The sequence below is a fragment of the Sporosarcina ureae genome (assembly GCF_002101375.1).
Classification (GTDB): Bacteria; Bacillota; Bacilli; order Bacillales_A; family Planococcaceae; genus Sporosarcina; species Sporosarcina ureae_B.
In genome coordinates this window covers 2,404,266-2,428,009 of the sequence record NZ_CP015207.1, presented here as the reverse complement: position 1 = coordinate 2,428,009, position 23,744 = coordinate 2,404,266, and the positions used below count along the sequence as shown (strand labels likewise).

Annotated in this window: 27 protein-coding genes; all 27 read right to left on the bottom strand. The window is 45.5% G+C overall.

Annotated features, from left to right (window positions below):
* Positions 1 to 21: 21 nt before the first annotated feature.
* Positions 22 to 600 (bottom strand): DNA-directed RNA polymerase subunit beta, encoded by a 579-nt coding sequence (locus SporoP8_RS16785; protein WP_232319151.1) that lies wholly within the window; start codon positions 598 to 600, stop codon positions 22 to 24.
* Positions 601 to 623: 23 nt separating this feature from the next.
* Positions 624 to 1,457 carry a flagellar hook-basal body protein gene (locus SporoP8_RS12055; RefSeq protein ID WP_085132723.1) on the bottom strand — a complete coding sequence of 278 codons (834 nt, stop codon included), beginning with the start codon at positions 1,455 to 1,457 and terminating at the stop codon, positions 624 to 626.
* A gap of 40 nt (positions 1,458 to 1,497) precedes the next feature.
* Positions 1,498 to 2,322 carry a flagellar hook-basal body protein gene (locus tag SporoP8_RS12050; RefSeq protein ID WP_085132722.1) on the bottom strand — a complete coding sequence of 275 codons (825 nt, stop codon included), beginning with the start codon at positions 2,320 to 2,322 and terminating at the stop codon, positions 1,498 to 1,500.
* Between the two features lie 76 nt (positions 2,323 to 2,398).
* Complete coding sequence (locus SporoP8_RS12045) at positions 2,399 to 3,403, bottom strand: rod shape-determining protein (RefSeq protein ID WP_332308432.1); 1,005 nt, start codon at positions 3,401 to 3,403, stop codon at positions 2,399 to 2,401.
* A 56-nt stretch (positions 3,404 to 3,459) separates the two neighbouring features.
* Positions 3,460 to 4,839, bottom strand: a complete 1,380-nt coding sequence (locus tag SporoP8_RS12040; protein WP_085132721.1) for a hypothetical protein — start codon at positions 4,837 to 4,839, stop codon at positions 3,460 to 3,462.
* 91 nt (positions 4,840 to 4,930) lie between these two features.
* Positions 4,931 to 5,203 carry a sporulation transcriptional regulator SpoIIID gene (locus SporoP8_RS12035; RefSeq protein ID WP_029053436.1) on the bottom strand — a complete coding sequence of 91 codons (273 nt, stop codon included), beginning with the start codon at positions 5,201 to 5,203 and terminating at the stop codon, positions 4,931 to 4,933.
* Between the two features lie 110 nt (positions 5,204 to 5,313).
* Positions 5,314 to 5,970: a M23 family metallopeptidase gene (locus tag SporoP8_RS12030; protein ID WP_198166010.1), complete on the bottom strand. Its 657-nt coding sequence runs from the start codon at positions 5,968 to 5,970 to the stop codon at positions 5,314 to 5,316.
* A gap of 30 nt (positions 5,971 to 6,000) precedes the next feature.
* Positions 6,001 to 6,831 (bottom strand): stage II sporulation protein D, encoded by an 831-nt coding sequence (gene spoIID / locus SporoP8_RS12025; protein WP_232319150.1) that lies wholly within the window; start codon positions 6,829 to 6,831, stop codon positions 6,001 to 6,003.
* 203 nt (positions 6,832 to 7,034) lie between these two features.
* A complete protein-coding gene (gene murA / locus SporoP8_RS12020; protein WP_085132719.1) occupies positions 7,035 to 8,330 on the bottom strand; it encodes a UDP-N-acetylglucosamine 1-carboxyvinyltransferase in 1,296 nt (431 codons plus the stop codon).
* A 505-nt stretch (positions 8,331 to 8,835) separates the two neighbouring features.
* Positions 8,836 to 9,069, bottom strand: coding sequence for a DUF1146 family protein (locus tag SporoP8_RS12015; RefSeq protein ID WP_198166009.1), 234 nt, complete (start codon positions 9,067 to 9,069; stop codon positions 8,836 to 8,838).
* Positions 9,070 to 9,145: 76 nt separating this feature from the next.
* Positions 9,146 to 9,550 carry a F0F1 ATP synthase subunit epsilon gene (locus tag SporoP8_RS12010; protein WP_085132718.1) on the bottom strand — a complete coding sequence of 135 codons (405 nt, stop codon included), beginning with the start codon at positions 9,548 to 9,550 and terminating at the stop codon, positions 9,146 to 9,148.
* 24 nt (positions 9,551 to 9,574) lie between these two features.
* Complete coding sequence (atpD, locus tag SporoP8_RS12005) at positions 9,575 to 10,990, bottom strand: F0F1 ATP synthase subunit beta (protein ID WP_085132717.1); 1,416 nt, start codon at positions 10,988 to 10,990, stop codon at positions 9,575 to 9,577.
* Between the two features lie 33 nt (positions 10,991 to 11,023).
* Complete coding sequence (atpG, locus tag SporoP8_RS12000; protein WP_085132716.1) at positions 11,024 to 11,881, bottom strand: ATP synthase F1 subunit gamma; 858 nt, start codon at positions 11,879 to 11,881, stop codon at positions 11,024 to 11,026.
* Between the two features lie 43 nt (positions 11,882 to 11,924).
* Positions 11,925 to 13,436: a F0F1 ATP synthase subunit alpha gene (gene atpA / locus SporoP8_RS11995; RefSeq protein WP_085132715.1), complete on the bottom strand. Its 1,512-nt coding sequence runs from the start codon at positions 13,434 to 13,436 to the stop codon at positions 11,925 to 11,927.
* 24 nt (positions 13,437 to 13,460) lie between these two features.
* Positions 13,461 to 13,997 (bottom strand): F0F1 ATP synthase subunit delta, encoded by a 537-nt coding sequence (locus SporoP8_RS11990; protein WP_085132714.1) that lies wholly within the window; start codon positions 13,995 to 13,997, stop codon positions 13,461 to 13,463.
* Positions 13,994 to 14,545 carry a F0F1 ATP synthase subunit B gene (gene atpF, locus SporoP8_RS11985; protein ID WP_369802596.1) on the bottom strand — a complete coding sequence of 184 codons (552 nt, stop codon included), beginning with the start codon at positions 14,543 to 14,545 and terminating at the stop codon, positions 13,994 to 13,996. The genes SporoP8_RS11990 and atpF overlap by 4 nt, the downstream gene beginning before the upstream one ends.
* A 147-nt stretch (positions 14,546 to 14,692) precedes the next feature.
* The gene (gene atpE / locus SporoP8_RS11980) at positions 14,693 to 14,905 is read right to left on the bottom strand and encodes a F0F1 ATP synthase subunit C (RefSeq protein ID WP_029053447.1); all 213 of its coding nucleotides are present in this window, start codon (positions 14,903 to 14,905) and stop codon (positions 14,693 to 14,695) included.
* 70 nt (positions 14,906 to 14,975) lie between these two features.
* Positions 14,976 to 15,686: a F0F1 ATP synthase subunit A gene (gene atpB, locus SporoP8_RS11975; RefSeq protein ID WP_085132713.1), complete on the bottom strand. Its 711-nt coding sequence runs from the start codon at positions 15,684 to 15,686 to the stop codon at positions 14,976 to 14,978.
* 32 nt (positions 15,687 to 15,718) lie between these two features.
* Positions 15,719 to 16,087: an ATP synthase subunit I gene (locus tag SporoP8_RS11970; protein WP_085132712.1), complete on the bottom strand. Its 369-nt coding sequence runs from the start codon at positions 16,085 to 16,087 to the stop codon at positions 15,719 to 15,721.
* 705 nt (positions 16,088 to 16,792) lie between these two features.
* Positions 16,793 to 17,911, bottom strand: a complete 1,119-nt coding sequence (gene wecB / locus SporoP8_RS11965) for a non-hydrolyzing UDP-N-acetylglucosamine 2-epimerase (RefSeq protein ID WP_085132711.1) — start codon at positions 17,909 to 17,911, stop codon at positions 16,793 to 16,795.
* A gap of 15 nt (positions 17,912 to 17,926) precedes the next feature.
* Positions 17,927 to 18,556 (bottom strand): uracil phosphoribosyltransferase, encoded by a 630-nt coding sequence (gene upp / locus SporoP8_RS11960; RefSeq protein WP_085132710.1) that lies wholly within the window; start codon positions 18,554 to 18,556, stop codon positions 17,927 to 17,929.
* Positions 18,557 to 18,663: 107 nt separating this feature from the next.
* On the bottom strand, positions 18,664 to 19,227 hold the full coding sequence (locus SporoP8_RS11955) for a hypothetical protein (protein ID WP_085132709.1): 564 nt from the start codon (positions 19,225 to 19,227) through the stop codon (positions 18,664 to 18,666).
* Positions 19,228 to 19,265: 38 nt separating this feature from the next.
* Positions 19,266 to 20,519 (bottom strand): serine hydroxymethyltransferase, encoded by a 1,254-nt coding sequence (glyA, locus tag SporoP8_RS11950; protein ID WP_085132708.1) that lies wholly within the window; start codon positions 20,517 to 20,519, stop codon positions 19,266 to 19,268.
* A 56-nt stretch (positions 20,520 to 20,575) separates the two neighbouring features.
* Positions 20,576 to 21,121: a TIGR01440 family protein gene (locus SporoP8_RS11945; RefSeq protein WP_198166007.1), complete on the bottom strand. Its 546-nt coding sequence runs from the start codon at positions 21,119 to 21,121 to the stop codon at positions 20,576 to 20,578.
* An 18-nt stretch (positions 21,122 to 21,139) separates the two neighbouring features.
* Positions 21,140 to 21,580: a ribose 5-phosphate isomerase B gene (gene rpiB, locus SporoP8_RS11940; RefSeq protein WP_085132706.1), complete on the bottom strand. Its 441-nt coding sequence runs from the start codon at positions 21,578 to 21,580 to the stop codon at positions 21,140 to 21,142.
* 409 nt (positions 21,581 to 21,989) lie between these two features.
* Positions 21,990 to 23,282 (bottom strand): methyl-accepting chemotaxis protein, encoded by a 1,293-nt coding sequence (locus SporoP8_RS11935; protein WP_085132705.1) that lies wholly within the window; start codon positions 23,280 to 23,282, stop codon positions 21,990 to 21,992.
* On the bottom strand, positions 23,279 to 23,725 hold the full coding sequence (locus tag SporoP8_RS11930; protein WP_085132704.1) for a low molecular weight protein arginine phosphatase: 447 nt from the start codon (positions 23,723 to 23,725) through the stop codon (positions 23,279 to 23,281). Before SporoP8_RS11930 ends, SporoP8_RS11935 begins: the two co-directional genes overlap by 4 nt.
* Positions 23,726 to 23,744: the final 19 nt, after the last annotated feature.

Below are 23,744 nucleotides of genomic sequence, written 5' to 3'. Positions count from 1 at the left end.
AAGATTTCAGAGGTTTCTGTACTATTTACCGTTCATGATATCAAAAATATGCTGCCATGTCTCTTTTTTGAAGACATCGCCTGCTGAGCCGTCGCCGATTACACTGAAACCAACCATTGTACCTGCTATTGCCGCTAAGACCATTAACAACAGTATAAGTAGCAATCGTAGCCAGATGGGAATCATGCGTACTTGAACCCAACGCATTTCGCTTACCGGTTTTGCAACTTTTTCGGAACGTTTTTTTCGTGGCCATTTTGACGTCATCTTCTTCCAGAATGTCACGTCGCCCTCGTTTGATGCAGATCGTCTTTTCACAGGCTCCGTTTCGCTTAGAAGAGTTTGTTCTGGTGCGTCAGGAGCTGTTTCTAGCGGTTCTGTCTCTGTTGTCGACTGAATATCTTCCGGAACTTCTTTGTCTGTTGCAAGAGGCTCTGACAGCGTAATTGCGTCTTTGTCCATTTCAGTTGTCGCAACGGGATCTGTTTCTGTAAGCTCAATCGGATCTTCTATCTCTGTTGGTTCCTTCAATGGTTCGAATGGTTTCACAGGTGAAAGTGGTTCTGTTATTTTTTTGAAATTTGAATTTTTATCTGTCATAGTAAGTACTCCTATTGCACGCGTTAGCGAATGCCGTTAATTAAGCCCATCATCTGGTCCGCCATTGTTACGGAACGTGCATTGAATTGATAGGCACGTTGCGTCGAAATTAAATCTGCCATTTCTTTTTCATACTCTACGTTGGAAGTTTCGAGCGCTTGATTTTGTAAGCCAATCTGATTTCGTCGAGCACCAGTCATTTCTGTCAACACATCATTTGCTGTCAGCCCGAGTGCTGCTAGATCTGTTGGCAAACCAAAAGTGGTTGCAGAAAGCTGAACCATCGAATCTGGCTTTTCTAAGACGGTGACACCCAGATTAAATTCCTGTGTGCCTTGCGGTGTAGTTACTTGCAATACACCGTTTGGACGAATTTGATAATCGGTCGCTTGTCCAGAAAAGACGATGGGACGGCCCGCGCTATCCGCCACTGCGAGTCCTTCTTCATTGACTAGCGCATTGTTGCCATTTGCAGTTGGTGACAAGTAGAAATTCCCTTTACGCGAATAAATGATTTCTTCTCCGCCGTCTGTTGGCTGGATCAAATTAAAATGTTGTTTCGGCTCCGTTAACGCAAAGTCTAGCTGACGGTCCGTAATTTGTACAGAGCCTACTTTCCAGTTCATCTGCAGGCTGCCGAGGTGTGCGCCGGTCCCCATACGAATGCCAAGATCTGAGCTACGCCTGGCCCGATCTGCTTTGTCATTATTGATTTGTTGGAATAATAGTTCCTGGAATGTAGCAGACGAGGATTTATATCCATGTGTACCGACGTTCGATAAGTTGTTGCCAATCAAGTCGAGACGTTGCTGCAACTGGTTCATCGTGTTGGTCGCTGTGGTCATCGTGCGAATCATCAAAGGTCACTTCCTTTACGCATACTTCTATATGTAGTCATTAATTGACTCGTCCTACTTCATTGACCGCTTTTTCCATACTGCGATCATACGCTTGCAGGATTTTCTGATTGGCTTCAAATGCACGGTAGGCTGTCAGCATATCCGTCATCGAGCGCGCGGCATCGACGTTGGAATCTTCAAGAAATCCTTGTTGCATCGTGTACGTACCGCCAGTCGGTAACGCATTGCCGTCGATTGTCGTGTAGAGCCCGTTATCTTGTTTAGATAATGTGTCCGGTCCGTCAGAGTAGGCAATACCTAGTGTCGCGATTTCCGTTTGTCCCGCGAAGATCACTCCTGAATCCGTCACGCGAATATCATCACTTGTCAGTTCGATCCGATTGCCCGCATCGTCAAGGACGTATAAGCCGGATGGATTGGTCAGGTACCCTTCTGCGTTGACAGCGAAATTACCGTTTCGTGTGTAGAATTGACCGCCATTCTCGCCTTCTAGCGTAAAGAATACCGTTCCCGCAACGCCTGTTTCTTCATTGACTTCCATCGGTCCATCCAGTAATGCGATATCGGTCTTCTGTTCCGTTTCACGCAACTGGCCTTGCGCGAATAAAGGCAAAGTTTCTTGCATATACACGCCTGTCGACAGTTCGCCTACTGGGGATAGATTTCTAAAGTTTAAGCCTTTTTCCGTCGGCACGCGCGTCGAATCCAAACGAGACATCAACATGTCAGGAAATGCACGAATCGTCGATTGCTCCGCCTTATAGCCTGGCGTGTTGGCGTTCGCGATATTATTTGATAGCATTTCCGTACGACGCTGCTGTGCAATCATGCCTGATCCTACTGTATAAAAACCACGAAACATTTCATTTCACTCCTTTGCTTCATCATGTCGAATAATCGTTGTTTTTAGTATACACTACTTGTCGCTTGATGGCAGTTCAAATTATGCGTGTTGAAGTTTTACTGACCGAGTCCATGAGCTGTCCCGTTCCTTCTGCTATACAAGTGAGCGCATTTTCCGCAATGAATACCGGCACATTGAGATGTTCGGATAATAAAGTATCTAATCCGGGAAGCAATGCACCGCCTCCGATTAATAGGATGCCGCGCTGTGCAATATCTGCAGCGAGCTCCGGCATTGTTTCTTCCAGTGCTTTTCTTGTCGTCTCGACGATTTTATTGATTGGCAGAAACAATGCCTGATGAATCTCTTCCGCCGTCACTTCAATTGTTTTCGGAATACCTGTCGCAAGGTCGCTACCATGCACGTTCATCGCGCTCGGTTTCTTTCCATCCTTCAACACAACGCCCATGTCTTTTTTCACTTGTTCTGCCGTTTTTTCTCCTATATACACATTATGTTTTTTTCGTATATGTTGGATAATGCATTGATCAAAATGAAAGCCACCGATTTTCGTTTTCTCAAACGAAACGATTTCTCCCATCGACAGCACGGAAGCATCTGTCGTGCCTGCACCAAGATCGACTATCATATTGCCTGAAGGCTTCGATATGTCCATACCTGCCCCAATCGCCGCCACTTTCGATTCTTCTTCAATAACGACTTGTTTGGCTCCGGCTCCCATCATCACTTGGCGGATCACACTCTTTTCCACTCGCGTCGTATCCGCTTTACAGCATATCGTGATGTGAGGTTTGATACGCAGGCTTTTTCCTAGCGCTTTCTCGAGGAAGTGTCTGATCAACACACGCGCCATTTCAAAATCCGCAATGTTCCCAGCTTTCATTGGACGTATGATCTGAATATATTCCGGTGAACGACCAATCATTTGATAGGCCTCTACACCAAAGGCTACAGGTTCATCCGTACGTTTATCGATCGCAATAACAGCCGGTTCGTTAATGACGAGACCGTTGTCTTTCACATATATCAATACATTGGCGGTACCCATGTCTATCCCAATATCTTTTGAAAACATCATGACCGACCCCTTCCTCATACGCCCTATCCGATTACATTCATTAGCTGTTTATTATATCATATTTCTACTTTATTTGGCAGTATTCGAGAGGAGTCGTCAAAATGAAAAGCCACCAGCAAGTTAGCGATGGCTCGTGATTTATTTAGCGGATCACGCGCAGCATTGAGCGGATAGTCCAGCTGATATTGAGCCCACGCGGACCTACATAGAGCGTGATGGCGCGGGCGATTGAGCGGGTAGGATGACATTTTGAGCGCTCGCGGACCCTTATAGAGCGGATCACACGCGGCATTGAGCGGATAGCCAGCACTTTGAGCGTTCGCGGACCTACTTAGAGCGTGATGGCGCGGGCGATTGAGCGGGTAGGATGACACATTGAGCGCTCGCGGACCCTTATAGAGCGGATCACACGCGGCATTGAGCGGAGAGGCCAGCACTTTGAGCGTTTGCAGGCCGACATAGAGCGGATCACGCGCAGCATTGAGCGGATAGGCCAGCACATTGAGCGTTTGCGGGCCGACATAGAGCGGATCACGCGCAGCATTGAGCGGATAGGCCAGCACATTGAGCGTTTGCGGGCCGACATAGAGCGGATCACGCGCAGCATTGAGCGTTTGCGGGCCGACATAGAGCGGATCACGCGCGGCATTGAGCGGATAGGCCAGCTGATATTGAGCCCACGCGGACCTACTTAGAGCGTGATGGCGCGGGCGATTGAGCGGGTAGGATGACACATTGAGCGCTCGCGGACCCCTATAGAGCGAATCACACGCGGCATTGAGCGGGTAAGCCAGCACATTGAGCGCTCGCGGGCCGACATAGAGCGAATCACGCGCGGCATTGAGCGGAGAGGCCAGCCCATTGAGCGTTCGCGGACCGGCATAGAGCGGGTCACGCGCGGCATTGAGCGGAGAGGCCAGCACTTTGAGCGTTCGCGGACCGACATAGAGCGGATCACGCGCGACATTGAGCGGATAAGCCAGCACTTTGAGCGTTCGCGGACCGAAATAGAGCGGATCACGCGCGACATTGAGCGCTCGCGGACCCCTATAGAGCGAATCACACGCGGCATTGAGCGGATAAGCCAGCACTTTGAGCGTTCGCGGACCGACATAGAGCGGATCACGCGCAGCATTGAGCGGAGAGGCCAGCACATTGAGCGCTCGCGGACCGACATAGAGCGGATCACGCGCAGCATTGAGCGGAGAGGCCAGCACATTGAGCGCTCGCGGACCGACATAGAGCGGATCACGCGCGGCATTGAGCGGATAAGCCAGCACATTGAGCGTTCGCGGGCCGACATAGAGCGAATCACGCACATCATTGAGCGGATAGGCCAGCACATTGAGCATTCGCGGACCGACATAGAGCGGATTACGCGCATCATTGAGCGGAGAGGCCAGCTGATATTGAGCGCACGCGACCCAACCAAACAAAAGCTATCCAGATACATTCCTCTGGATAGCTTTTCATAATTTCAGGCTGCTTGTATGGGTACAGTACATTACTGCTTCATTTTCAGTGTGGCTAGGCATCTGCTTTTTGTGCTTCGGTTTCATTTTTCCATTTTTGGCGGGTGGCTTCTCCTCCGCGTAGGTGGCGGATGGATTTGTGGTAGGCCAGAATTTCTGCGACTTTCCGTGACAAGCATGGATCTACATTTGGTAATCGTTCAGTTAAGTCTTTGTGGACCGTGCTTTTGGAGTAGCCGGTCGCAGTGGCTAGCGCGCGCACTGTCAAGTTGGTCTCGATCAGTAGCTTGCCCAGTCGTACGCAGCGTTTTCTAATTTGCTCGTGCACGCCCTCTTCCTTTCTCTATTCACTCCTTTGACTAATGTAGTGTATGCGAATATGTAACAATATATGAAAAAAGCCATTCCGGGGGCTGGAATGGCTTTGGGTGCTACGTATTAAAATGCTAGGAAATCGTGTGGGTTTACAGATACACCATCTTGCTGGATTTCAAATTGCAAGTGGACGCCTGCTTCTGGATTCCATTCATTCTGAGTCGTTGTGGCAAGCACTTGCCCTTGTTGGACTACGTCGCCTTCTTTAACGAGGACGCCTGTCAATGAACCGTAGACCGTCGTCTTACCGTCAGCGTGTTTCAATCTAATTTCCGTTCCTTTGAATGAATCCACGATAACTTCTTCGACTGTTCCACTCATTGCCGCTACGGCTTCGAATGGTTCACCATCCATTGATAGGGAAAGTCCTTTGCTTGTGACATACGTCTGGTTGAATACGAGTAGTGCTTTCTCACGCACTGCTTCGTCTGCTTCTGCATCATAGAATTCTTGTAAGATGGCGACTTGATCTACTTTTGCTTCATCGAATGGATACTTCAGTGTTTCTTTTGTTGCATTTGTTTCTACCGTGCCATTTTCTTTTGGCTGCTCTACTTTTGCCACTTCAGACGGCACAGAATCTTCCGTCGTCAATGCGGTGTATCCCCATACCATGCCGATGAATAAAAGCGCTACGCTCGTATAAATGGCAGGCCAGAACCAGCCGTTCTTCGTTTTCTTGTTCTCCTGAGAAGGGGCTTTTGGTTTTTCTTCTCGCATGTTCATCACCTCACTTGCATTCTTTGCAAGTTACGAGGATTTTAAACATCGATCTTCAGGTAAATTTATTTTTTGGATTTTTGTGCCTGTATAATAGTGCGACACAATCTGGTCTGCAGTCCATCCTTTTTGCGCGAAGGCTTCTGCGCCGTATTGACTCATCCCGACTCCATGGCCGTAGCCGACGGTCGTAATATGGACGATTTGATTGTTGATGTCATACGCAATATTGAAATCGGTAGAAGCCAAATGAAGTTTTTCTCGAATTTGCCGACCACTTGTTTCATATTGTCCAGCCATGATTTTCTGGACACGTCCGGTTTGATTGCGGACGAGCTTCAGTTCACGAAATTGATTGGCGCCCCAGTTGAAACCGAGTTTACGATTCCATTCAGTCAATGTTAGTTCTTGCTTGCGCTCTACGGTAGGTGCTACTTCTTCTTCCCCTGGACTTTCCACGCTTTGTAAATACTCAACTGGATTGCCGCTGAAATTTTGTGCAGCTTCTGTTTTTCCATTAGATGTAGAGAAAAACATGGCAGATATGATTTCTTCGCCGTACACAATAATTTGTCCTTGCGTTTCTTCTGCTGCTTTGCGGACTTTCTTTTCATTGTCTTTGAATGACTTGCCCCAGCGCTCTTTACGTTCGGCTTCTGTGCGGTATACTTGCGCAGAGACGTCTTTCGCAATCGGCTTGATTCCTTTATCTGTGTTTCTTGCGGCATAGGTGCGGGCAGCGATGACTTGAGCTTTCAATGCTTCGGGATGAAAATCGGCAGGCATCTCACCTGCTACCACTCCGACAACATACTCTTCAAGCGGAATCGGCTCGTCCACACCTATGACCGTGATCAGCACATCGCAATACTGCTCCTCTCTTTTTTCTACCAGTTTGATCTCTGGTGCTTGTCTTACAAGAAAAGGAATAAAAAATAATGTGAGAATGATGAATAAAAGGAGTAGTTTTTTGTACATACTAGACTATATGTTGAGGGGAGAATGGGTATTCATCGCAGATAATGAAAAAACCATGAACAGCGAACTGTCCATGGTGTCGATCATTATGCGAATTGAGATTCTGTAACTTCTTGTTCAGTGGAGACACGTGTTATGTCTGCGCCTAGAGCTTTGAGCTTCTTATCGAAGTCCACATAACCGCGATCCAAGTGAATCAATTCAGTCACACGTGTAACGCCTTCTGCTACGAGTCCGGCTAGGATGAGTGATGCAGCGGCACGCAAGTCTGTGGCTGCGACTTCCGCACCTTGGATTTTTGAAGGTCCTGAAACAATAACAGAACGTCCTTCGATCTTCACATCTGCGTTCATACGGCGGAATTCTTCAACGTGCATAAAACGATTTTCAAATACCGTTTCCGTTAACACACCGATACCGGTAGCTGTTAACATCAATGCCATCATTTGTGATTGCATATCTGTCGGGAAACCTGGATGCGGCATCGTCTTCAAATCGACTGCCTTAAGTGGGTGTTTCGCTGTAACACGAATCCCTTCATCTAGCTGTGTGATTTCTACGCCCATTTCCGTCAACTTGGAAATGAGTGCTGTAGAGTGTTCAGGTACTGCGTTGTCGATTGTGACGTCTCCACCCGTGATGGCTGCAGCTACCATGAATGTTCCAGCTTCGATACGATCCGGAATAATATGGTGAGTCGATGCATACATTGTCGTTACACCTTCGATACGAATATTATCCGTACCTGCACCTACTACTTTACCGCCCATTTCATTGATGAAATTCGCCAAGTCGACGATTTCAGGTTCTTTGGCAGCGTTCTCGATGATCGTTGTACCTTCAGCGAGAGCAGCAGCCGTCATAATATTTTCTGTTGCGCCTACACTCGGGAAATCCAAGTAGATTTTCGCGCCTTTTAAACGGCCGTCTACTTTCGCTTCCACATGGCCATGTCCAAATGAAATTTCTGCTCCCATTGCTTCGAAGCCTTTCAAGTGTTGGTCAATAGGTCTTGAACCTATTGCACAGCCGCCCGGCAATGCGATACGCGCGAATCCGTTACGCGCCAGTAACGGTCCCATTACTAAAATGGATGCGCGCATTTTACGTACAAATTCAAATTGTGCTTCATCAGCTAGTCTTCCACGTGAATCTACGATGACTTCCCCTTTTTCCGGATCATGCGTGATTTTTGCGTTCAAACTTTTAAGCACTTCATTAATTGTCCGTACATCTGAAAGATTTGGAACGTCACGAATAACATTCACACCTTCAGATGCCAATAAAGCAGCAGCCAAAATCGGTAATACCGCGTTCTTCGCACCTTCTACGCGTACGTTCCCTTGTAAAGTTCGTCCGCCGTTAATAATAATTTTTTCCACCAGTAGCCCCTCCGAGTCCAATTTATCCTTCACCCACAGCCTATTATCAATAAACGTCTATAAACATTTTTCATTGGTGTTGCAGTTCATTTGTCAAATTCAAATTCCACATATAAAACATATACTATTGTACCTTGTAAAACCCTACTAAACAAGTAACTTCCGGCGCAGTTTTGTGTTATTTCTTGCGTGATGTAGTATATGTGGGGATCTGACACAAAGTGATTGCATTTGATCATTCATTTATAGCCACAATACTGTTATTACCCGCTAATTCTACATTTTACACGCAATGGAAGATATTTTTATTACATGTATATTACAGTTTAAGAAAATAGAGAGCGTTTTGTGATGTATATTTCATTTGTAAACACGCTGTGAATTTCGCTAGTTTTAACAGTTCATGTGACAAACCCACACTATATCCAAAATAGCCGTTTTAATTTCCTTCAGCTAGAGTTCTGATTTCCGCTAGTCGAACTGCTAGAGCTTCAGCTGAAGGAAATCAAAACCATGTTGCCCATCTTCCTGACCAATAGGATATGTCTAAAAAGAATTTTGATACAGTGGAACCAATAGCAATACTTAGCAAAATAAACAAAAGTTGTGTTTGGAATACGCGGTTTTTTCGTATGATGTTTTCTGGCAAGATTGCTTGTAGTGCAACGAAGCTGATGCCAATGAAGAATATATGCGATACGATCGCGAGTAATGGATTGCTGCCTAACATGCTGTCCATCGTTTCCACTCCTTTTTCTAGAATATAGAGAAAATGGGCAGACAGAGATTGTCTGTCCGCCCATTTCATTTATAGATTAAATACGTTGTTCATACACTTGCATGCGGTTAATTGCACGTTTTAAATCAAGCTCTGCTAAGTTTTGAGAAAGGGCGTCAGTTTTTTTCTGAAGATCTTGTTCAGCTTTTTCAGCAGCTTTCTTTGCACGTGCGATATCAATGGACTCAGCCAGTTCCGCACTCTGTGCCAATACAGTGACAACTTCAGGACGGACCTCGATGAAGCCTCCGTGGACTGCGACTGTTTCTGTTTTGCCATCTGTTTTTAGGCGAAGTGCACCAATTTGAAGCGGCGCGACCATCGCGATGTGACCGGGTAGAATCCCGATCTCACCAGCTTCGGTAACTGCAATCACCATGTTCGCATCCATTTCAACAACAGGGCCGTCGGGAGTGACGATATTCACTTTGATTTTACTCATTTTTTTCCCTCCTGGTCCCTTTTCTTAGACTTCTACACCCATAGCTTTTGCTTTTGCGATAACTTCTTCGATACGTCCAACTAAACGGAAAGCATCTTCCGGTAAGTGATCATACTTACCTTCTAGAATTTCAGCAAAGCCTTTGATTGTTTCAGGAACTGGAACGTAAGAACCTTTTTGTCCTGTAAACTGCTCAGCAACGTGGAAGTTTTGTGACAAGAAGAACTGAATACGACGAGCGCGATCAACGATCTGCTTGTCATCTTCGTCTAACTCGTCCATACCTAAGATTGCGATGATATCTTGCAATTCACGGTATCGTTGAAGAGTTGTTTGTACTTCACGAGCTACACGGTAGTGTTCCGGTCCAACGATTTCTGCACTCAATGCACGTGAAGAAGAAGCTAGTGGATCCACAGCTGGGTAGATACCCATCTCTGAAAGTTTACGCTCCAAGTTCGTTGTTGCATCTAAGTGAGCGAAAGTTGTTGCCGGAGCTGGATCCGTATAGTCATCCGCTGGTACGTAGATTGCTTGGATCGATGTAACTGATCCTTTATTTGTAGAAGTGATTCGCTCTTGTAACTGACCCATTTCAGTTGCCAATGTCGGCTGGTAACCAACCGCAGAAGGCATACGTCCAAGTAGTGCAGAAACTTCAGAACCTGCTTGTGTAAAGCGGAAGATGTTATCGATGAACAATAGAACGTCTTGTCCTTGCTCATCACGGAAATACTCAGCCATAGTCAAGCCAGAAAGTGCTACACGCATACGTGCGCCTGGTGGCTCGTTCATTTGACCGAATACCATTGCCGTTTTCTTGATAACGCCTGAATCTGTCATTTCAAAGTACAAGTCATTTCCTTCACGAGTACGTTCTCCAACACCTGCGAATACGGAAATACCACCGTGTTCTTGTGCGATGTTGTTGATTAATTCCTGAATTAGAACTGTTTTACCAACTCCCGCACCACCGAAGAGTCCGATTTTACCACCCTTGATGTATGGTGCAAGCAAGTCAACTACTTTAATTCCAGTTTCAAGAATTTCTACCTCTGTAGAAAGGAATTCAAATGTTGGTGCAGAACGGTGAATTGGGTCACGTTGTGAATCAGCAGGAACTGGCTCACGCAGGTCAATTTCCTCACCTAGTACGTTAAATACACGTCCGAGTGTAACGTCGCCGACTGGAACAGAAATTGGTGCGCCTGTATTAATAACTGACGTACCGCGTTTCAGACCATCTGTCGAGGACATCGCAATCGTACGAACTGCATCATCACCAAGGTGAAGTGCTACTTCTAAAGTCAATACTTCAACCACTCCGTTGGAACGATCGATATTAACCTTCAATGCGTTATAGATCGCTGGAAGTTGCCCGTTTTCAAACTTTACGTCGACAACCGGACCCATAACTTGAAGAATATGTCCATTACTCATGCTTTTCCCTCCTGTCTTACTGTTTCAAATCTATTATTCGAGTGCTGCTACGCCGGCTACGATTTCAGTGATTTCCTGAGTGATCGCTGCTTGACGAGCGCGGTTAAATTGTAATGTTAACGAATCGATTAGGTCAGACGCATTGTCTGTCGCCGTCTTCATCGCTGTCATACTGGAAGCATGTTCGCTCGCTTTTCCATCAAGTACCGCTCCATAAATGAGGCTCTCCGTGTATTGTGGGAGAAGTGTTTCGAGAATCGCTTCTGCTGAAGGCTCGAACTCATAAGATGATGAAGCTGATACAGATGAAATATCTGTGAGTGGAAGCAATTTACGTTCAGTTGCTTCGTTGGAGATGGCGGAGATGAAGTGGTTGTAATACAAGTACACTTCATCATAAACGCCTTCTGTGAACATGCCAACAGCCCGATTCGCGATATCTTTTACTTCTTCAAAACGAGGGTGATCCGAAAGTCCGATCAGGCTTTCTTCAATCTGGTAACCCAGACGGTCGAAGAATTCATAGCCTTTACGACCGATCGCGATAATGACCACTTCATCTTTCGATTTATGGCGTTGTTCGATTGCACGGGTAACTGCACGGAAAATGTGCGAGTTATATCCACCAACTAGTCCACGGTCAGAAGTGACTACGATGTACGCAGACTTCTTTACGGGACGTGCAGTTAATAGAGGATGTCCGGAATCTTTCGTTACGGCTGCAATGGCACCAACTACTTCTTCTACTTTATCCATGTAAGGTACGAATTTCTTCGCATTCACTTCGGCACGGTTCAGTTTGGAAGCAGATACCATTTGCATCGCTCTCGTGATTTGACTCGTCTTTTTTGTTGAAGCAATACGGCTTTCTATCTCGCGTAAGGACGCCACTGGCTATTCACCACCTTTATTTTTAGATCCATTCAATGAAAAGTTATGCTTCAGAAGTCACAAAGTTTTTCTTGAATTCGTTGAACGCTGCGCTCATTACGTCATCAGCTGGAAGATCTTTCGTTGTACGAATGTGGTCATACACTTCTGTATGGTTGGATTCTAACCAGCTAGTGATTTCACTTTCAAAACGCAATACGTCTTTTACTGGAATATCGTCGAGGAAACCGCGTGTCAGTGCATATAGACTGATTACTTGGTATTCGACTTTCAACGGCTTGTTCAAGTCCTGCTTCAAGATTTCAACTGTGCGGTGACCGCGGTCCAGTTTCGCTCTCGTAGTAGGGTCAAGATCCGAACCGAATTGTGAGAATGCTTCTAGTTCACGGAATGCTGCCAAGTCCAAACGAAGTGTACCGGCAACTTTCTTCATTGCTTTAATTTGCGCTGATCCACCAACACGGGATACGGAAAGACCGGCGTTGATCGCTGGACGTACACCTGAGAAGAATAGGTCAGACTGCAAGAAGATTTGTCCGTCTGTAATAGAAATTACGTTTGTTGGGATATAAGCAGAGATATCTCCTGCTTGTGTCTCAACGAACGGCAATGCTGTAATAGATCCTGCTCCTAGTTCGTCATTCAACTTCGCAGCACGCTCAAGTAGGCGGCTGTGTAGGTAGAAGACATCCCCTGGATATGCTTCACGACCCGGAGGACGACGAAGTAGCAAGGACAGTTCACGGTAAGCTGCTGCTTGTTTAGATAGATCATCATAAACGATTAGCACGTGCTTGCCTGCGAACATGAATTCTTCTGCCATCGAAATGCCTGTGTATGGTGCCAAGAAAAGCATTGGCGACGGGCTTGATGCAGATGCAGTAACTACGATTGTGTAATCGAGTGCACCGTTTCTGCGTAGAGTTTCAACAACTCCACGAACAGTAGATTCTTTTTGACCAATTGCAACATAGATACAGATCATGTCTTGGTCAGCTTGGTTTAGGATAGCGTCAATTGCAACAGTAGTTTTACCTGTTTGACGGTCACCGATGATTAATTCACGTTGTCCACGGCCGATTGGAACTAGAGCGTCAATCGCTTTGATTCCTGTTTGCAATGGTTCGTGAACTGATTTACGCGCCATAACCCCTTGTGCTGGGCTTTCGATAGGACGAGTTTTTGTTGTATTAATTGGACCTAGTCCATCAACTGGTTGTCCAAGTGAATTGACTACACGTCCGATCAATTCTTCTCCGACTGGTACTTCCATAATACGGCCTGTACGACGAACTTCATCGCCTTCTTTAATGTCTGTGTATGGCCCAAGGATAACGATACCTACGTTGTTCGCTTCCAAGTTTTGTGCCAGACCCATTACGCCGGTAGAGAACTCAAGAAGTTCCCCCGCCATGACATTGTCGAGGCCATGAGCAAGTGCGATACCGTCACCTACACGGATTACAGTACCTGTTTCACTTACTTCCATTTCAGACTGATAATTTTCGATCTGTTGTTTGATCAGACCGCTAATTTCCTCAGCTTTGATGCCCATGTATGTCACCCCTCTTAATTCAAATTAATTGATTAATTGACGTTCCAGACGCGCCAGCTTTGCACTGACACTACTGTCGTAAATTTGGTTGCCGATCTGAAGGCGGATGCCACCGATCAAGCTTGGATCAATAATGTTCTCGATATGCAATGATTGTTTTCCTACTTTGTGTGCAAAGGCAGTAGAGATAGCTGTACTTTCTTCATCTGAAAGCAAACGTGTAGAGTAGACTTTCGCTTCGGCAACTCCAGAAGCCTCGTTAGCGAGTTCCTGGAAGTCTTCGATTAGATTGCCTATTTCTTCAATACGGCCTGCATCGATCAACACATATAGTGTGTTCAATACAAGTTGGTTTGCTCCATTGAAAAGCTGTCCAATCAATTCTTTCTTCTTCTGAATAGAAAACTTTGGCGAAATTAATAACTCGTCAAATTGCTTTTCTTCAGCGAATACTTTTTGCAATTGTTTTAAATCAGTTTGCACGGAAAGCGTTTGTTGCTTTTCCTGTGCTGCTTCGAATAATGCAACGGCATAACGTTTTGCGATTACCGATTGGCTCATCGCCCTTCGCCTGCCTTCACAATCGTTTCTTCGATCAATGCACGGTTATCTTCCTCAGAAATTTCTTTCCCAAGAACCTTAGACGCAGCCAAGATAGAAAGAGATACGAATTCTTCGCGAACTGCTGCAACGGCTTTCTCTTTTTCGGTAACGATTTCGAGAGTTGCAGATTCTTTCATACGGTTTGCTTCAGCGCGTGCAGCCATAATTAGCTCTTCACGTTGAGCTTCACCTTGTTTCTTCGCACTCTCTACGATAGATTGTGCGCTTTCGCGTGCTTCTTTTAACAGAACACGTTGCTCTTCAAGAAGCTTTGCAGATTCTTGACGACTTGCTTCGGCTTGTTCGATCTCAGTAGCGATTAATTGCGCTCGTTGATCCATCACGCCCATTAACGGACCCCATGCAAACTTCTTTAGAAGTACCATGAGAATCGTGAAAAATACTACAGTAACGATAATGTCGCCTAAATTTAGACGTTGGTTTAAACTAGCTAAAAATCCTGCGTCAGCGTTTGCTGATAAGAGGACGAAGGTATCCAACACGATTGTTTCACTCCCTTCAAGAGCTCATGACTCTTTCGTTTCTTACTCTAATTGGAACACTCTATTCATTCAGATCTATCAATTGTTTAGTTGTTGACATAAAGCAATGGCGAAGACCTAGACTGCATGCTTCGCCATATAACACAAATATTATTTGTTCATTACGATAAACGCAATAACTGTTGCGATGATTGGAAGTGCCTCAACCAATGCAACACCAATGAACATTGTTGTTTGTAGAACGCCACGTGCTTCTGGTTGACGAGCGATCCCTTCAACTGTCTTAGAAACGATTAAACCGTTACCGATACCTGCACCAAGTGCACCTAGACCAACTGCAATAGCTGCTGCTAATAAACCCATACCTGCCATTTTGTATTTCCTCCTAATATTCTTTGTAGTTTTGTTCCCTGATTACAGGGTAAATATATGTTTAGTGATCTGTGCTGACCTTGTGAGCCATATAGACCATCGTTAACATAACGAAGATAAATGCTTGGATCGCCCCGATGAATACCGAGAAACCGAGCCATGCAAGTGCTGGTATAACAGCTCCGGCAAGACCGAAGATGCTTGAAGCACCCAATGTTGCAAGTAAACCAATCAAGATTTCACCTGCGAAAATGTTACCGTAAAGACGAAGACCGAGTGTCAACGTATTTGCGAATTCCTCAATGACCTTCAATGGTGCCAAGAATGGAATTGGCTGGAAGTACGTTTTCAAATACTTGCCCATTCCGAGCTGTTTCACACCATAGTAATGCGTTAACGCAACAACTGTAGCAGCGAGGGTTAACGTGATAACTGGATCGGCTGTCGGTGATTTCCACCAGAGTTGGTGATCCCATACGATTGCGAATGGAAGTCCAATCATATTTGCAACAAAGACAAACATGATCAAAGTGATGCCTAGTACGTGGAAGCGGCCTCCCGTTTTCCAGTCCATGTTATTTTTGATGATGCCTTTGACAAAGTCCATGACCCACTCCATGAAGTTCTGCATACCCGTAGGTTTCATCTGAAGCCGCCGTGTAGATGCAACTGCAATCAGGAAGACAATCAGACACGTTACAAATAACATCAGTATATTCGATGGGTTAAACCCGATTCCGAATAAAATAAACTGTGGATTTTCATGATTCACGTTTTTGTTCACCTCCCCTTGCTAGTAAAGTGTCATTGCTTTAAATGGAACAGCAGATGACCAGTAAACAGCAATGCATAGGGTATCATTAACCCGATTACCGTGCTGATCAGATCAAACTCCTCCGGCATAACGAGTGCAATGGCCGTAGCCCCTACACCTGATGCAAAACGTAAGCCCATACCTAATGACTTCGCTCGCTTCCCTTCATCGATAGACCGGTCAAACCGTTCCATCCGTCGAACGAGAATCCAAAAGTTATACATACCGAAAAGTGAACCTAAGATGAGCCCAGCGAAGATAGTCCGGTAGTCAAAGAAGAACCAACCGAGCACGAACAATGCAAGCAAAAAAAAGAAACTCTTCTTCTGCTGTTTGAAAATTTCCTGCATACTTTGCATTGTTTATTCTCCCAATTCGTATTTTGGATTACAGCGTCTGAAGTGTTCAGTAATTCCCGACTTGTGTCGAGCAGTGAGTCTTTGTCGTTTTGATCTTTTTCAACGACATAGATTCCTTGTGAAGAAATCTGGAAATTGTAAGTGAATCGCCTTTTCCGTCCACCAGGTGACGTTGCTATGTGCGACGTCGACAAAGAGTTAGGATGTAGCGCTTCCGAGTGAAGACTTGAAACCTACGAAACATGATTTCTGTACTCAATTTATGTATGAGTTCCTTATCAATCTTACCCTTTGTTAGCATACAATAGAGGGTTTTTTATGTCAATTGATTCAGGTGAATAAATTCACAATGTGTTCTCATTGTCAAACATTCGACATATTTGTTTTCTGGTTATATATGGTTATTTCATCGTTTTTTTAGAGTGAAATATTGTTAGTGTTTTCAGAATGAAATGTTCTAGAGTGCAGTGGTTTATTGCTACAGGAGGTCGGCAGAGTGTTGGGGTGAGCTGAATTCACAAAATAACTATAGTTCAAATACTATTGTCGGTGAGTGATGTAATTTCAACCACTTAGTAAATAGGTTTTAACATACGCCAGCTGGAGCTTCATCCCGAACTACAAGCCCCTCCCCTCTCTTGTCTTAGCCACTTTTATTGGCAGACAAAAAAAACAGCAGATGAGAATTCTCTGCTGTTTCGGTTCTTATAATGAAGATAAATATTTGAGTAGCGACTCTACTATTCGTGCAGATGCATGGCCATCACCGTATGGGTTATGAGCCTTGGACATTTTTTCGTACTCCGCATCGTCGGATAGCAGCGCGTCGGAAAGTTGGAAGATGTTTTCTTCTTCTGTTCCCGCCAGGCGCAGTGTTCCTGCATCAATACCTTCTGGGCGTTCGGTTGTGTCTCGCAGAACAATAACAGGTTTTCCAAGCGATGGTGCTTCTTCTTGGATACCGCCTGAGTCTGTGAGGATAATGTGCGAACGCGCTGCGAAGTTGTGAAAGTCGAGTACTTCTAGCGGCTCGATTAGATGAATGCGGTCGTTGTCGCCTAACAATTCATCCGCCACTTCACGAACAGCCGGATTCATGTGTACTGGATAGATCACTTGGATGTCATCGTGTTTGTCGAGCAAGCGATTGATTGCACGGAACATATTGCGCATTGGTTCACCGAGGTTTTCACGTCGATGTGCAGTCAATAGCACTAACCGGTCGTCTCCCAGCTGATCAAAAATCGGGTGATGATAATCCGGATCTACCGTTGTTTGCAATGCGTCAATAGCCGTGTTGCCTGTGACGTAGATGCGATCTTTGTTTTTACCTTCATCGATCAGATTTTGTGCTGATTTCTCAGTCGGTGAGAAATGTAGATCGGCAATCACGCCTGTCAATTGACGGTTCATTTCTTCAGGGTACGGCGAATATTTATTCCATGTACGCAACCCCGCTTCAACGTGACCTACTGAAATTTGATTATAGAACGCAGCGAGACTGCCGATAAATGTCGTCGATGTATCACCGTGGACGAGCACGATATCCGGTTGCGCTTCTTTCATTACTTTGTCCAAACCTTCTAGGCCACGTGTTGCCACATCGATGAGCGTTTGGCGTTCTTTCATGATATTCAAATCATAGTCTGGTGTGATTTTAAATGTTTCCAGCACCTGATCCAGCATTTGACGATGCTGGGCAGTGACTGTGACGATGGATTCGATTTCATCCGGGTGCTTTTCCAATTCAAGAACAAGCGGCGCCATTTTGATAGCTTCCGGTCTCGTACCGAAAATCGTCATCACTTTCCATTTCTTAGTCAATGAATGATCCCTCCATTATTTCGTGCCGAATAAACGGTCACCCGCGTCACCTAGTCCAGGGACGATATAGCCGTGTTCGTCCAACTTTTCGTCTAGCGCCGCGATATACACGTCCACATCAGGATGTGCTTTCGTCAGAACTTCGACGCCTTCAGGAGCTGCAACTAGACACATAAATTTAATGTTAACCGCGCCACGCTTTTTCATTGAATTGATGGCTTCAACTGCAGTTCCCCCTGTCGCAAGCATCGGATCCACTACGATGAATTCGCGCTCAGCCACGTCAGAAGGCAATTTTACAAAGTATTCAACAGGCTTTAACGTTTCTGGGTCGCGGAATAATCCAACATGTCCTACTTTTGCAGCCGGAATTAAATCGATAATCCCGTCTACCATGCCGATTCCCGCACGTAAAATCGGAACAATCCCTAATTTCTTCCCTGCCAAGATACGAGATTTAGCTTCGCAGACAGGTGTCTGAATCGTGATTTCCTGCGTCGGAAGATCACGTGTGATTTCGAAAGCCATAAGTGTGGCTAATTCGTTCACAAGCTCGCGGAATTCTTTCGTTCCTGTATCGGCCTTTCGTATAAACGTCAATTTGTGCTGAATTAATGGATGATCAAATACATGTACTTTTCCCATTGGTATCGCTCCTTTTCGGAATATCTTGTACATTATAACAGAAATCAAGCGGCAGGCGCAGTGAACTTGTGTGATTTGTCATAATGAAAATAAAGCGGGGTGGACATTTAATCTTGTGAAGAATCATATTTCTTTTGGGAGCGCTCTATTGGCTGGTGGATCCGCTCTATCTTCATGCTTGAGCGCTCTATTAGCTGGGCTGACCGCTCTATCTTCCCACTCAAGCGCTCTATTGGCCGGCCGATCCGCTCTATCTTCACACTTAAGCGCTCTATCAGCCGGCCGATCTGCTCTATCTTCACACTCGAGCGCTCTATTGGCCGGCCGATCCGCTCTATCTTCCCACTTAAGCGCTCTATCAGCTGGCTGAGCCGCTCTATCTTCACGCTTGAGCGCTCTATCAGCCGGCCGATCCGCTCTATCTTCACGCTTGAGCGCTCTATTGGCCGGCCGATCCGCTCTATCTTCCCACTTAAGCGCTCTATTGGCCGGCGGATCCGCTCTATCCTCCCACTTAACCGCTCTATCAGCCGGCCGATCCGCTCTATCTTCCCACTCAAGCGCTCTATTGGCCGGCGGATTCGCTCTATCTTCCCGCTTGAGCGCTCTATCAGCCGGCCGATCCGCTCTATAACACCAAACTTCCGCTCATAAACACTCGCCCACCACATAAAAAAGCGCCCGACACAAGGTCAAGGCGCTAGTTTTCTTACTTATATAGAGGATGCTGATCTGTTAGAGCTGTAACGGCTTTGCGTGCTTCGTCTTTTGCTGACGGGTCTTCATGGTTTTTTAATAATGTTGCGATGATGCGTCCCACTTCCACCATATCTTCTTCTACGAAACCACGAGTTGTAACAGCCGGTGTACCGATGCGGATACCAGAAGTGATGAATGGTCCTTCTGTATCGAATGGTACTGTGTTTTTATTTACTGTGATACCGATTTCGTCCAGTACGTGCTCTGCTACTTTACCTGTTAGTTCAAGTGATTTCAGCTTCACTAGTACAATGTGGTTGTCTGTTCCGCCAGAAACGACGTCGATACCTTCTGATTGTAGTTTTTCAGCCAATGCTACAGCGTTTTTCTTTACTTGTTGTGCATATTCTTTGAATGAAGGATCCAATACTTCTTTGAACGCTACCGCTTTTGCAGCAATTACGTGCATCAAAGGACCACCTTGAACGCCTGGGAATACTGTTTTGTCGATTTTCTTGCCAAATTCTTCAGCTGTTTCTTCATTTAATAGAATGATCCCGCCACGTGGTCCACGCAATGTTTTATGCGTTGTGGATGTCACGAAGTGCGCGTGTGGTACTGGGTTTTGATGCTCACCTACTGCGACTAGTCCCGCGATGTGCGCCATATCTACCATCAAATATGCGCCGACTTCATCCGCAATTTCACGGAATTTCGCGAAGTCGATTGCGCGTGGATATGCACTTGCACCTGCAACGATCATTTTCGGCTTGTGCTCAAGCGCTTTTTGACGAACGTCTTCATAGTCGATCACTTCTTCTTCTTTTGTTACACCGTAATCTACGAAATTATAAAGCTTTCCGGAGAAGTTAACTGGTGAACCGTGTGTTAAGTGGCCGCCGTGAGAAAGGTTCATCCCAAGAACTGTGTCGCCCGGCTCAAGTGCTGTGAAGTAAACTGCCATGTTTGCTTGAGCACCGGAGTGTGGCTGCACGTTTGCATATGCCGCGCCGAAAATTTCTTTTACGCGATCGCGTGCGATGTTTTCGACTACGTCTACGTGCTCACATCCACCGTAGTAACGCTTGCCTGGATATCCTTCAGCATATTTATTCGTCAAGTATGATCCTTGTGCTTCCATTACTGCTTCTGTTACGAAGTTTTCAGATGCGATTAATTCGATGTTCGAGTTTTGGCGGTTCTTTTCAGCCATGATTGCTTCATAAACTGCTGCATCATTGTGTTGTACATTGCTTAAGTCCATTGGATAGTATCCCCTTTTTTTCTGATAGTTTTATATTTTCTTGTATTGTACACGGTTTATTCGTATTTCGCACGACTTCCGCCAATTAATTTTGGACGAGTTGTCGCAAGCGTGATGACAGCTTCACCGATTTTATTAATCGACGTACGGATCGGTACGACAACCGGCTTCATTTGCATGCCAATTAACGTTTGTCCGATGTCGATGCCGGCATTCGCTTGCACTGATTCTACTACGACAGGATCGCTGAATTGTTTGTACGCATAGGTAGACATCGAGCCACCCGCTTTAAAAACGGGTACGACGGATACAGATTCCAGATGAAATTGCTGCGCCGTCTTGCGCTCCAATGTAATGGCACGGTTGATATGCTCACAGCCTTGGAAAGCTAAATGTACATGGTGTTTATCCGCAAACGCTTGAAGCGGCGCGAATAAGGCTTCTCCTATTTCCAGGGCACCATTCGTACCGATGCGTGCACCTGCTACTTCAGAAGTAGAACAGCCGACAACGAAAATCGTCTCCTCGGCAGGTGGTGCTTGTTCCGCAAATTCGGTCAATGCTTGTTCTAGCTGCAGTTTCCATAATTGAATGGCATCCACTTGTTCCACCTGCTTTCTTTAGTTCTTTTCAAGCTCCATCATTTTATTTATACGACGCTCGTGACGGCCGCCTTCAAATTCTGTCTCAAGCCAAGTACTAACGATTTCTCGCGCTAGCCCTGGTCCAATTACGCGTTCTCCCATTGCTAACATGTTGGAATCATTATGTCCGCGTGTTGCTTTTGCGCTAAATACATCATGAACGAGCGCGCAACGGATGCCTTTGATTTTATTGGCGGAAATGGACATGCCGATTCCTGTGCCACAAATCAAGATTCCGCGGTCTACTTTCCCCGCTACGACGTCATTCGCTACTGGTACTGCATAGTCTGGATAGTCGACGGAAGTGTCGGCATCCGGTCCGTAGTCGATATATTCTATGTCGAGTTCGGTTAATAGATTGGTGATCTCTTTTCGGAGATTGTTGCCTCCGTGGTCTGAAGAAATTGCAACTTTCACTGCGCACCCTCATTTCTATTTTTACTTATCGCTTATTCTATCATTGTTCAATAAAAAAATCATCGGTTTTACTGTACTATTTTTGAAATTATCATTTTGAAACGTTGAAGTTTTGTCATAAAGACGAATGTTATATGAATAAAACGAAATGATTGTACGTGTTTGAGCTGTAAGAAGTCGTTTTTTCGTCGTTGCAAGATGAAGATTGGGCATTCGATTCAGAATGTTTCACCTTTGGGACCTGCACTACTGTAAAGTATTTATTTGGCTTGTGGTTCTAAAAAGATACTCCACGACAACGCCTACCGCCAGCAAAACAACTTCCTCTAACTAGAAACATGCTTTCACCCGCTCCACAAATAAAAAAAACGATCCAGAGCGTGAAACACCTCAGAATCGTCATTACGTATTACATTGGCGTTCGGTCGAACTTCCGGATCACTTTATACAATTCTTCCGATTGCTCCTTCAGCTCCAACGCCTTGTTCTTGGTTTGATCTATCGACGCCACCTGCTCTTCAGTGGCCGCACGAACTTCTTCTGCTCCCGCGGAAGTATGTTCTGCAATCGTCGCTACTTCCATCGACTGCTTAGCCGTATGCTCGATCGTCTGCATTTGATTGCCGACGATTTGGCTGATTTCTTCTACATAAAGTGCCATTGTCTGAATGGTGGCGGTCATCGTTTCAACGTTTCCATTTGTTTTCGTCGCACGTTTGGCCTCAGTGGATGCCGTTTCCACTTGTTGCTTCATTTCAGCTACGACTTGTTTGACGTCTGATTGAATCGTTTGAACAAGTCCAGAAATCATCTGGACGGCCTTGGCACTTTCATCCGCTAAATTACGGACTTCTTCCGCCACGACAGCGAAGCCTTTACCATGCTCTCCCGCTCGCGCCGCCTCTATAGAAGCATTAAGCGCCAGAAGGTTTGTCTGCCCCGCGATGTTGCCGACAAGTTCCACGATTTCACCGATTTTATGTGCATTTTCATCTAGTACTTGTATCGTTTCCAATGAATGCTCGCTTTGGCTGCTCATTTGATGAATTCCCGCTAATACCGATTGGAAGATTTCTGTTGTCGCGTGTAATTCCTTTAACATCACTTTAGATTGCTCGGATGATTGTCCCGCTCGATGATTGACTTCCACCGCGAGTTGACGAATGTCTTCAATCGCATTGACTGTTTCCCGAATCGACTCCGACGTGTTTTCTGCGCCATCGGAAATTTCTCCAATAGTACGTGCAATGGCATCGGATTGGCCGGACGCTACGCTCGTCTCCTTTGTCAATTCATCGACAGATTGAGCCGTAGCTTGAAAGTTGGATTCGATTTGTTCGATAATGTTGCGCAAATTGACGACCACTTGCTGGAAAGCTTTGGAGACGGAATGAATTTCATCCGATGAGTTTGGCAGTTGAATGTCCGTACCAATTTTCCCATCCGCCACTTTCATAGCAGCAGTTTCCAAACGTTGCAATGGCTTGGTCAAAATAGTACTGAACATGGCCGCTAAAATACCTGACCACATAATGCCCATCGCATATGTAAGCAGTTGAAAAACGAATGGCCGTACATCCGGGAAGAATGTTGGCTGGACCCAGTTAATGAATACCGCACTCGTCGTATACGTGATGACTGCCAGAATCACAATAAATAAGACGAGTTTCGCCCGTAGCCCTACTTTTTTCGGTTCATTCATAAGTTCTCCTCCGTTTGCTGTCGGATGACGGAGTTAATGAGTTTAGTCAGCTCATAAAATGTGGTGCGGTATGTTTCCAAATCTCCACCATATGGATCATGTACATCAAGATCCGTCATTGTCCCCGCGTATTCTTTTAATGTAAACACTTTTTCTTTCATTGCAGGAAAACGACTGTGTAGGATATCTCGATGGTTTGCTGTCATCGTTAAAACAATATCTGCCCACTCCATATCAGCTGACGTAACTTCATTAGAATAAGGAGTGAAAGGTATTTTTTCTTCCGTCAACAACTGTGCTGAGTTCTTGGAAATCGGCAAGCCATCTATCGCATGGATACCTGCTGATTTCGCCGTAATACCTGGCACATTGGCGTGATTGACTAATGCTTCTGCCAAAGGACTTCTACATGTGTTGCCTGTACAAATAAAATAAATATTCATTTTCTTCACCTACTTTACA

Excerpts from the sequence above, each read along its gene's own strand:
- SporoP8_RS16785 (WP_232319151.1), bottom strand. The coding sequence starts at position 600 with ATGACAGATAAAAATTCAAATTTCAAAAAAATAACAGAACCACTTTCA.
- SporoP8_RS12055 (WP_085132723.1), bottom strand. The coding sequence starts at position 1,457 with ATGATTCGCACGATGACCACAGCGACCAACACGATGAACCAGTTGCAG.
- SporoP8_RS12050 (WP_085132722.1), bottom strand. The coding sequence starts at position 2,322 with ATGTTTCGTGGTTTTTATACAGTAGGATCAGGCATGATTGCACAGCAG.
- SporoP8_RS12045 (WP_332308432.1), bottom strand. The coding sequence starts at position 3,403 with ATGATGTTTTCAAAAGATATTGGGATAGACATGGGTACCGCCAATGTA.
- SporoP8_RS12030 (WP_198166010.1), bottom strand. The coding sequence starts at position 5,970 with ATGCGAGAAGAAAAACCAAAAGCCCCTTCTCAGGAGAACAAGAAAACG.
- SporoP8_RS12015 (WP_198166009.1), bottom strand. The coding sequence starts at position 9,069 with ATGGACAGCATGTTAGGCAGCAATCCATTACTCGCGATCGTATCGCAT.
- SporoP8_RS12010 (WP_085132718.1), bottom strand. The coding sequence starts at position 9,550 with ATGAGTAAAATCAAAGTGAATATCGTCACTCCCGACGGCCCTGTTGTT.
- atpD (WP_085132717.1), bottom strand. The coding sequence starts at position 10,990 with ATGAGTAATGGACATATTCTTCAAGTTATGGGTCCGGTTGTCGACGTA.
- atpA (WP_085132715.1), bottom strand. The coding sequence starts at position 13,436 with ATGGGCATCAAAGCTGAGGAAATTAGCGGTCTGATCAAACAACAGATC.
- SporoP8_RS11990 (WP_085132714.1), bottom strand. The coding sequence starts at position 13,997 with ATGAGCCAATCGGTAATCGCAAAACGTTATGCCGTTGCATTATTCGAA.
- atpE (WP_029053447.1), bottom strand. The coding sequence starts at position 14,905 with ATGGGTTTATTAGCAGCAGCTATTGCAGTTGGTCTAGGTGCACTTGGT.
- SporoP8_RS11970 (WP_085132712.1), bottom strand. The coding sequence starts at position 16,087 with ATGCAAAGTATGCAGGAAATTTTCAAACAGCAGAAGAAGAGTTTCTTT.
- upp (WP_085132710.1), bottom strand. The coding sequence starts at position 18,556 with ATGGGAAAAGTACATGTATTTGATCATCCATTAATTCAGCACAAATTG.
- SporoP8_RS11955 (WP_085132709.1), bottom strand. The coding sequence starts at position 19,227 with ATGTGGTGGGCGAGTGTTTATGAGCGGAAGTTTGGTGTTATAGAGCGG.
- glyA (WP_085132708.1), bottom strand. The coding sequence starts at position 20,519 with ATGGACTTAAGCAATGTACAACACAATGATGCAGCAGTTTATGAAGCA.
- SporoP8_RS11935 (WP_085132705.1), bottom strand. The coding sequence starts at position 23,282 with ATGAATGAACCGAAAAAAGTAGGGCTACGGGCGAAACTCGTCTTATTT.
- SporoP8_RS11930 (WP_085132704.1), bottom strand. The coding sequence starts at position 23,725 with ATGAATATTTATTTTATTTGTACAGGCAACACATGTAGAAGTCCTTTG.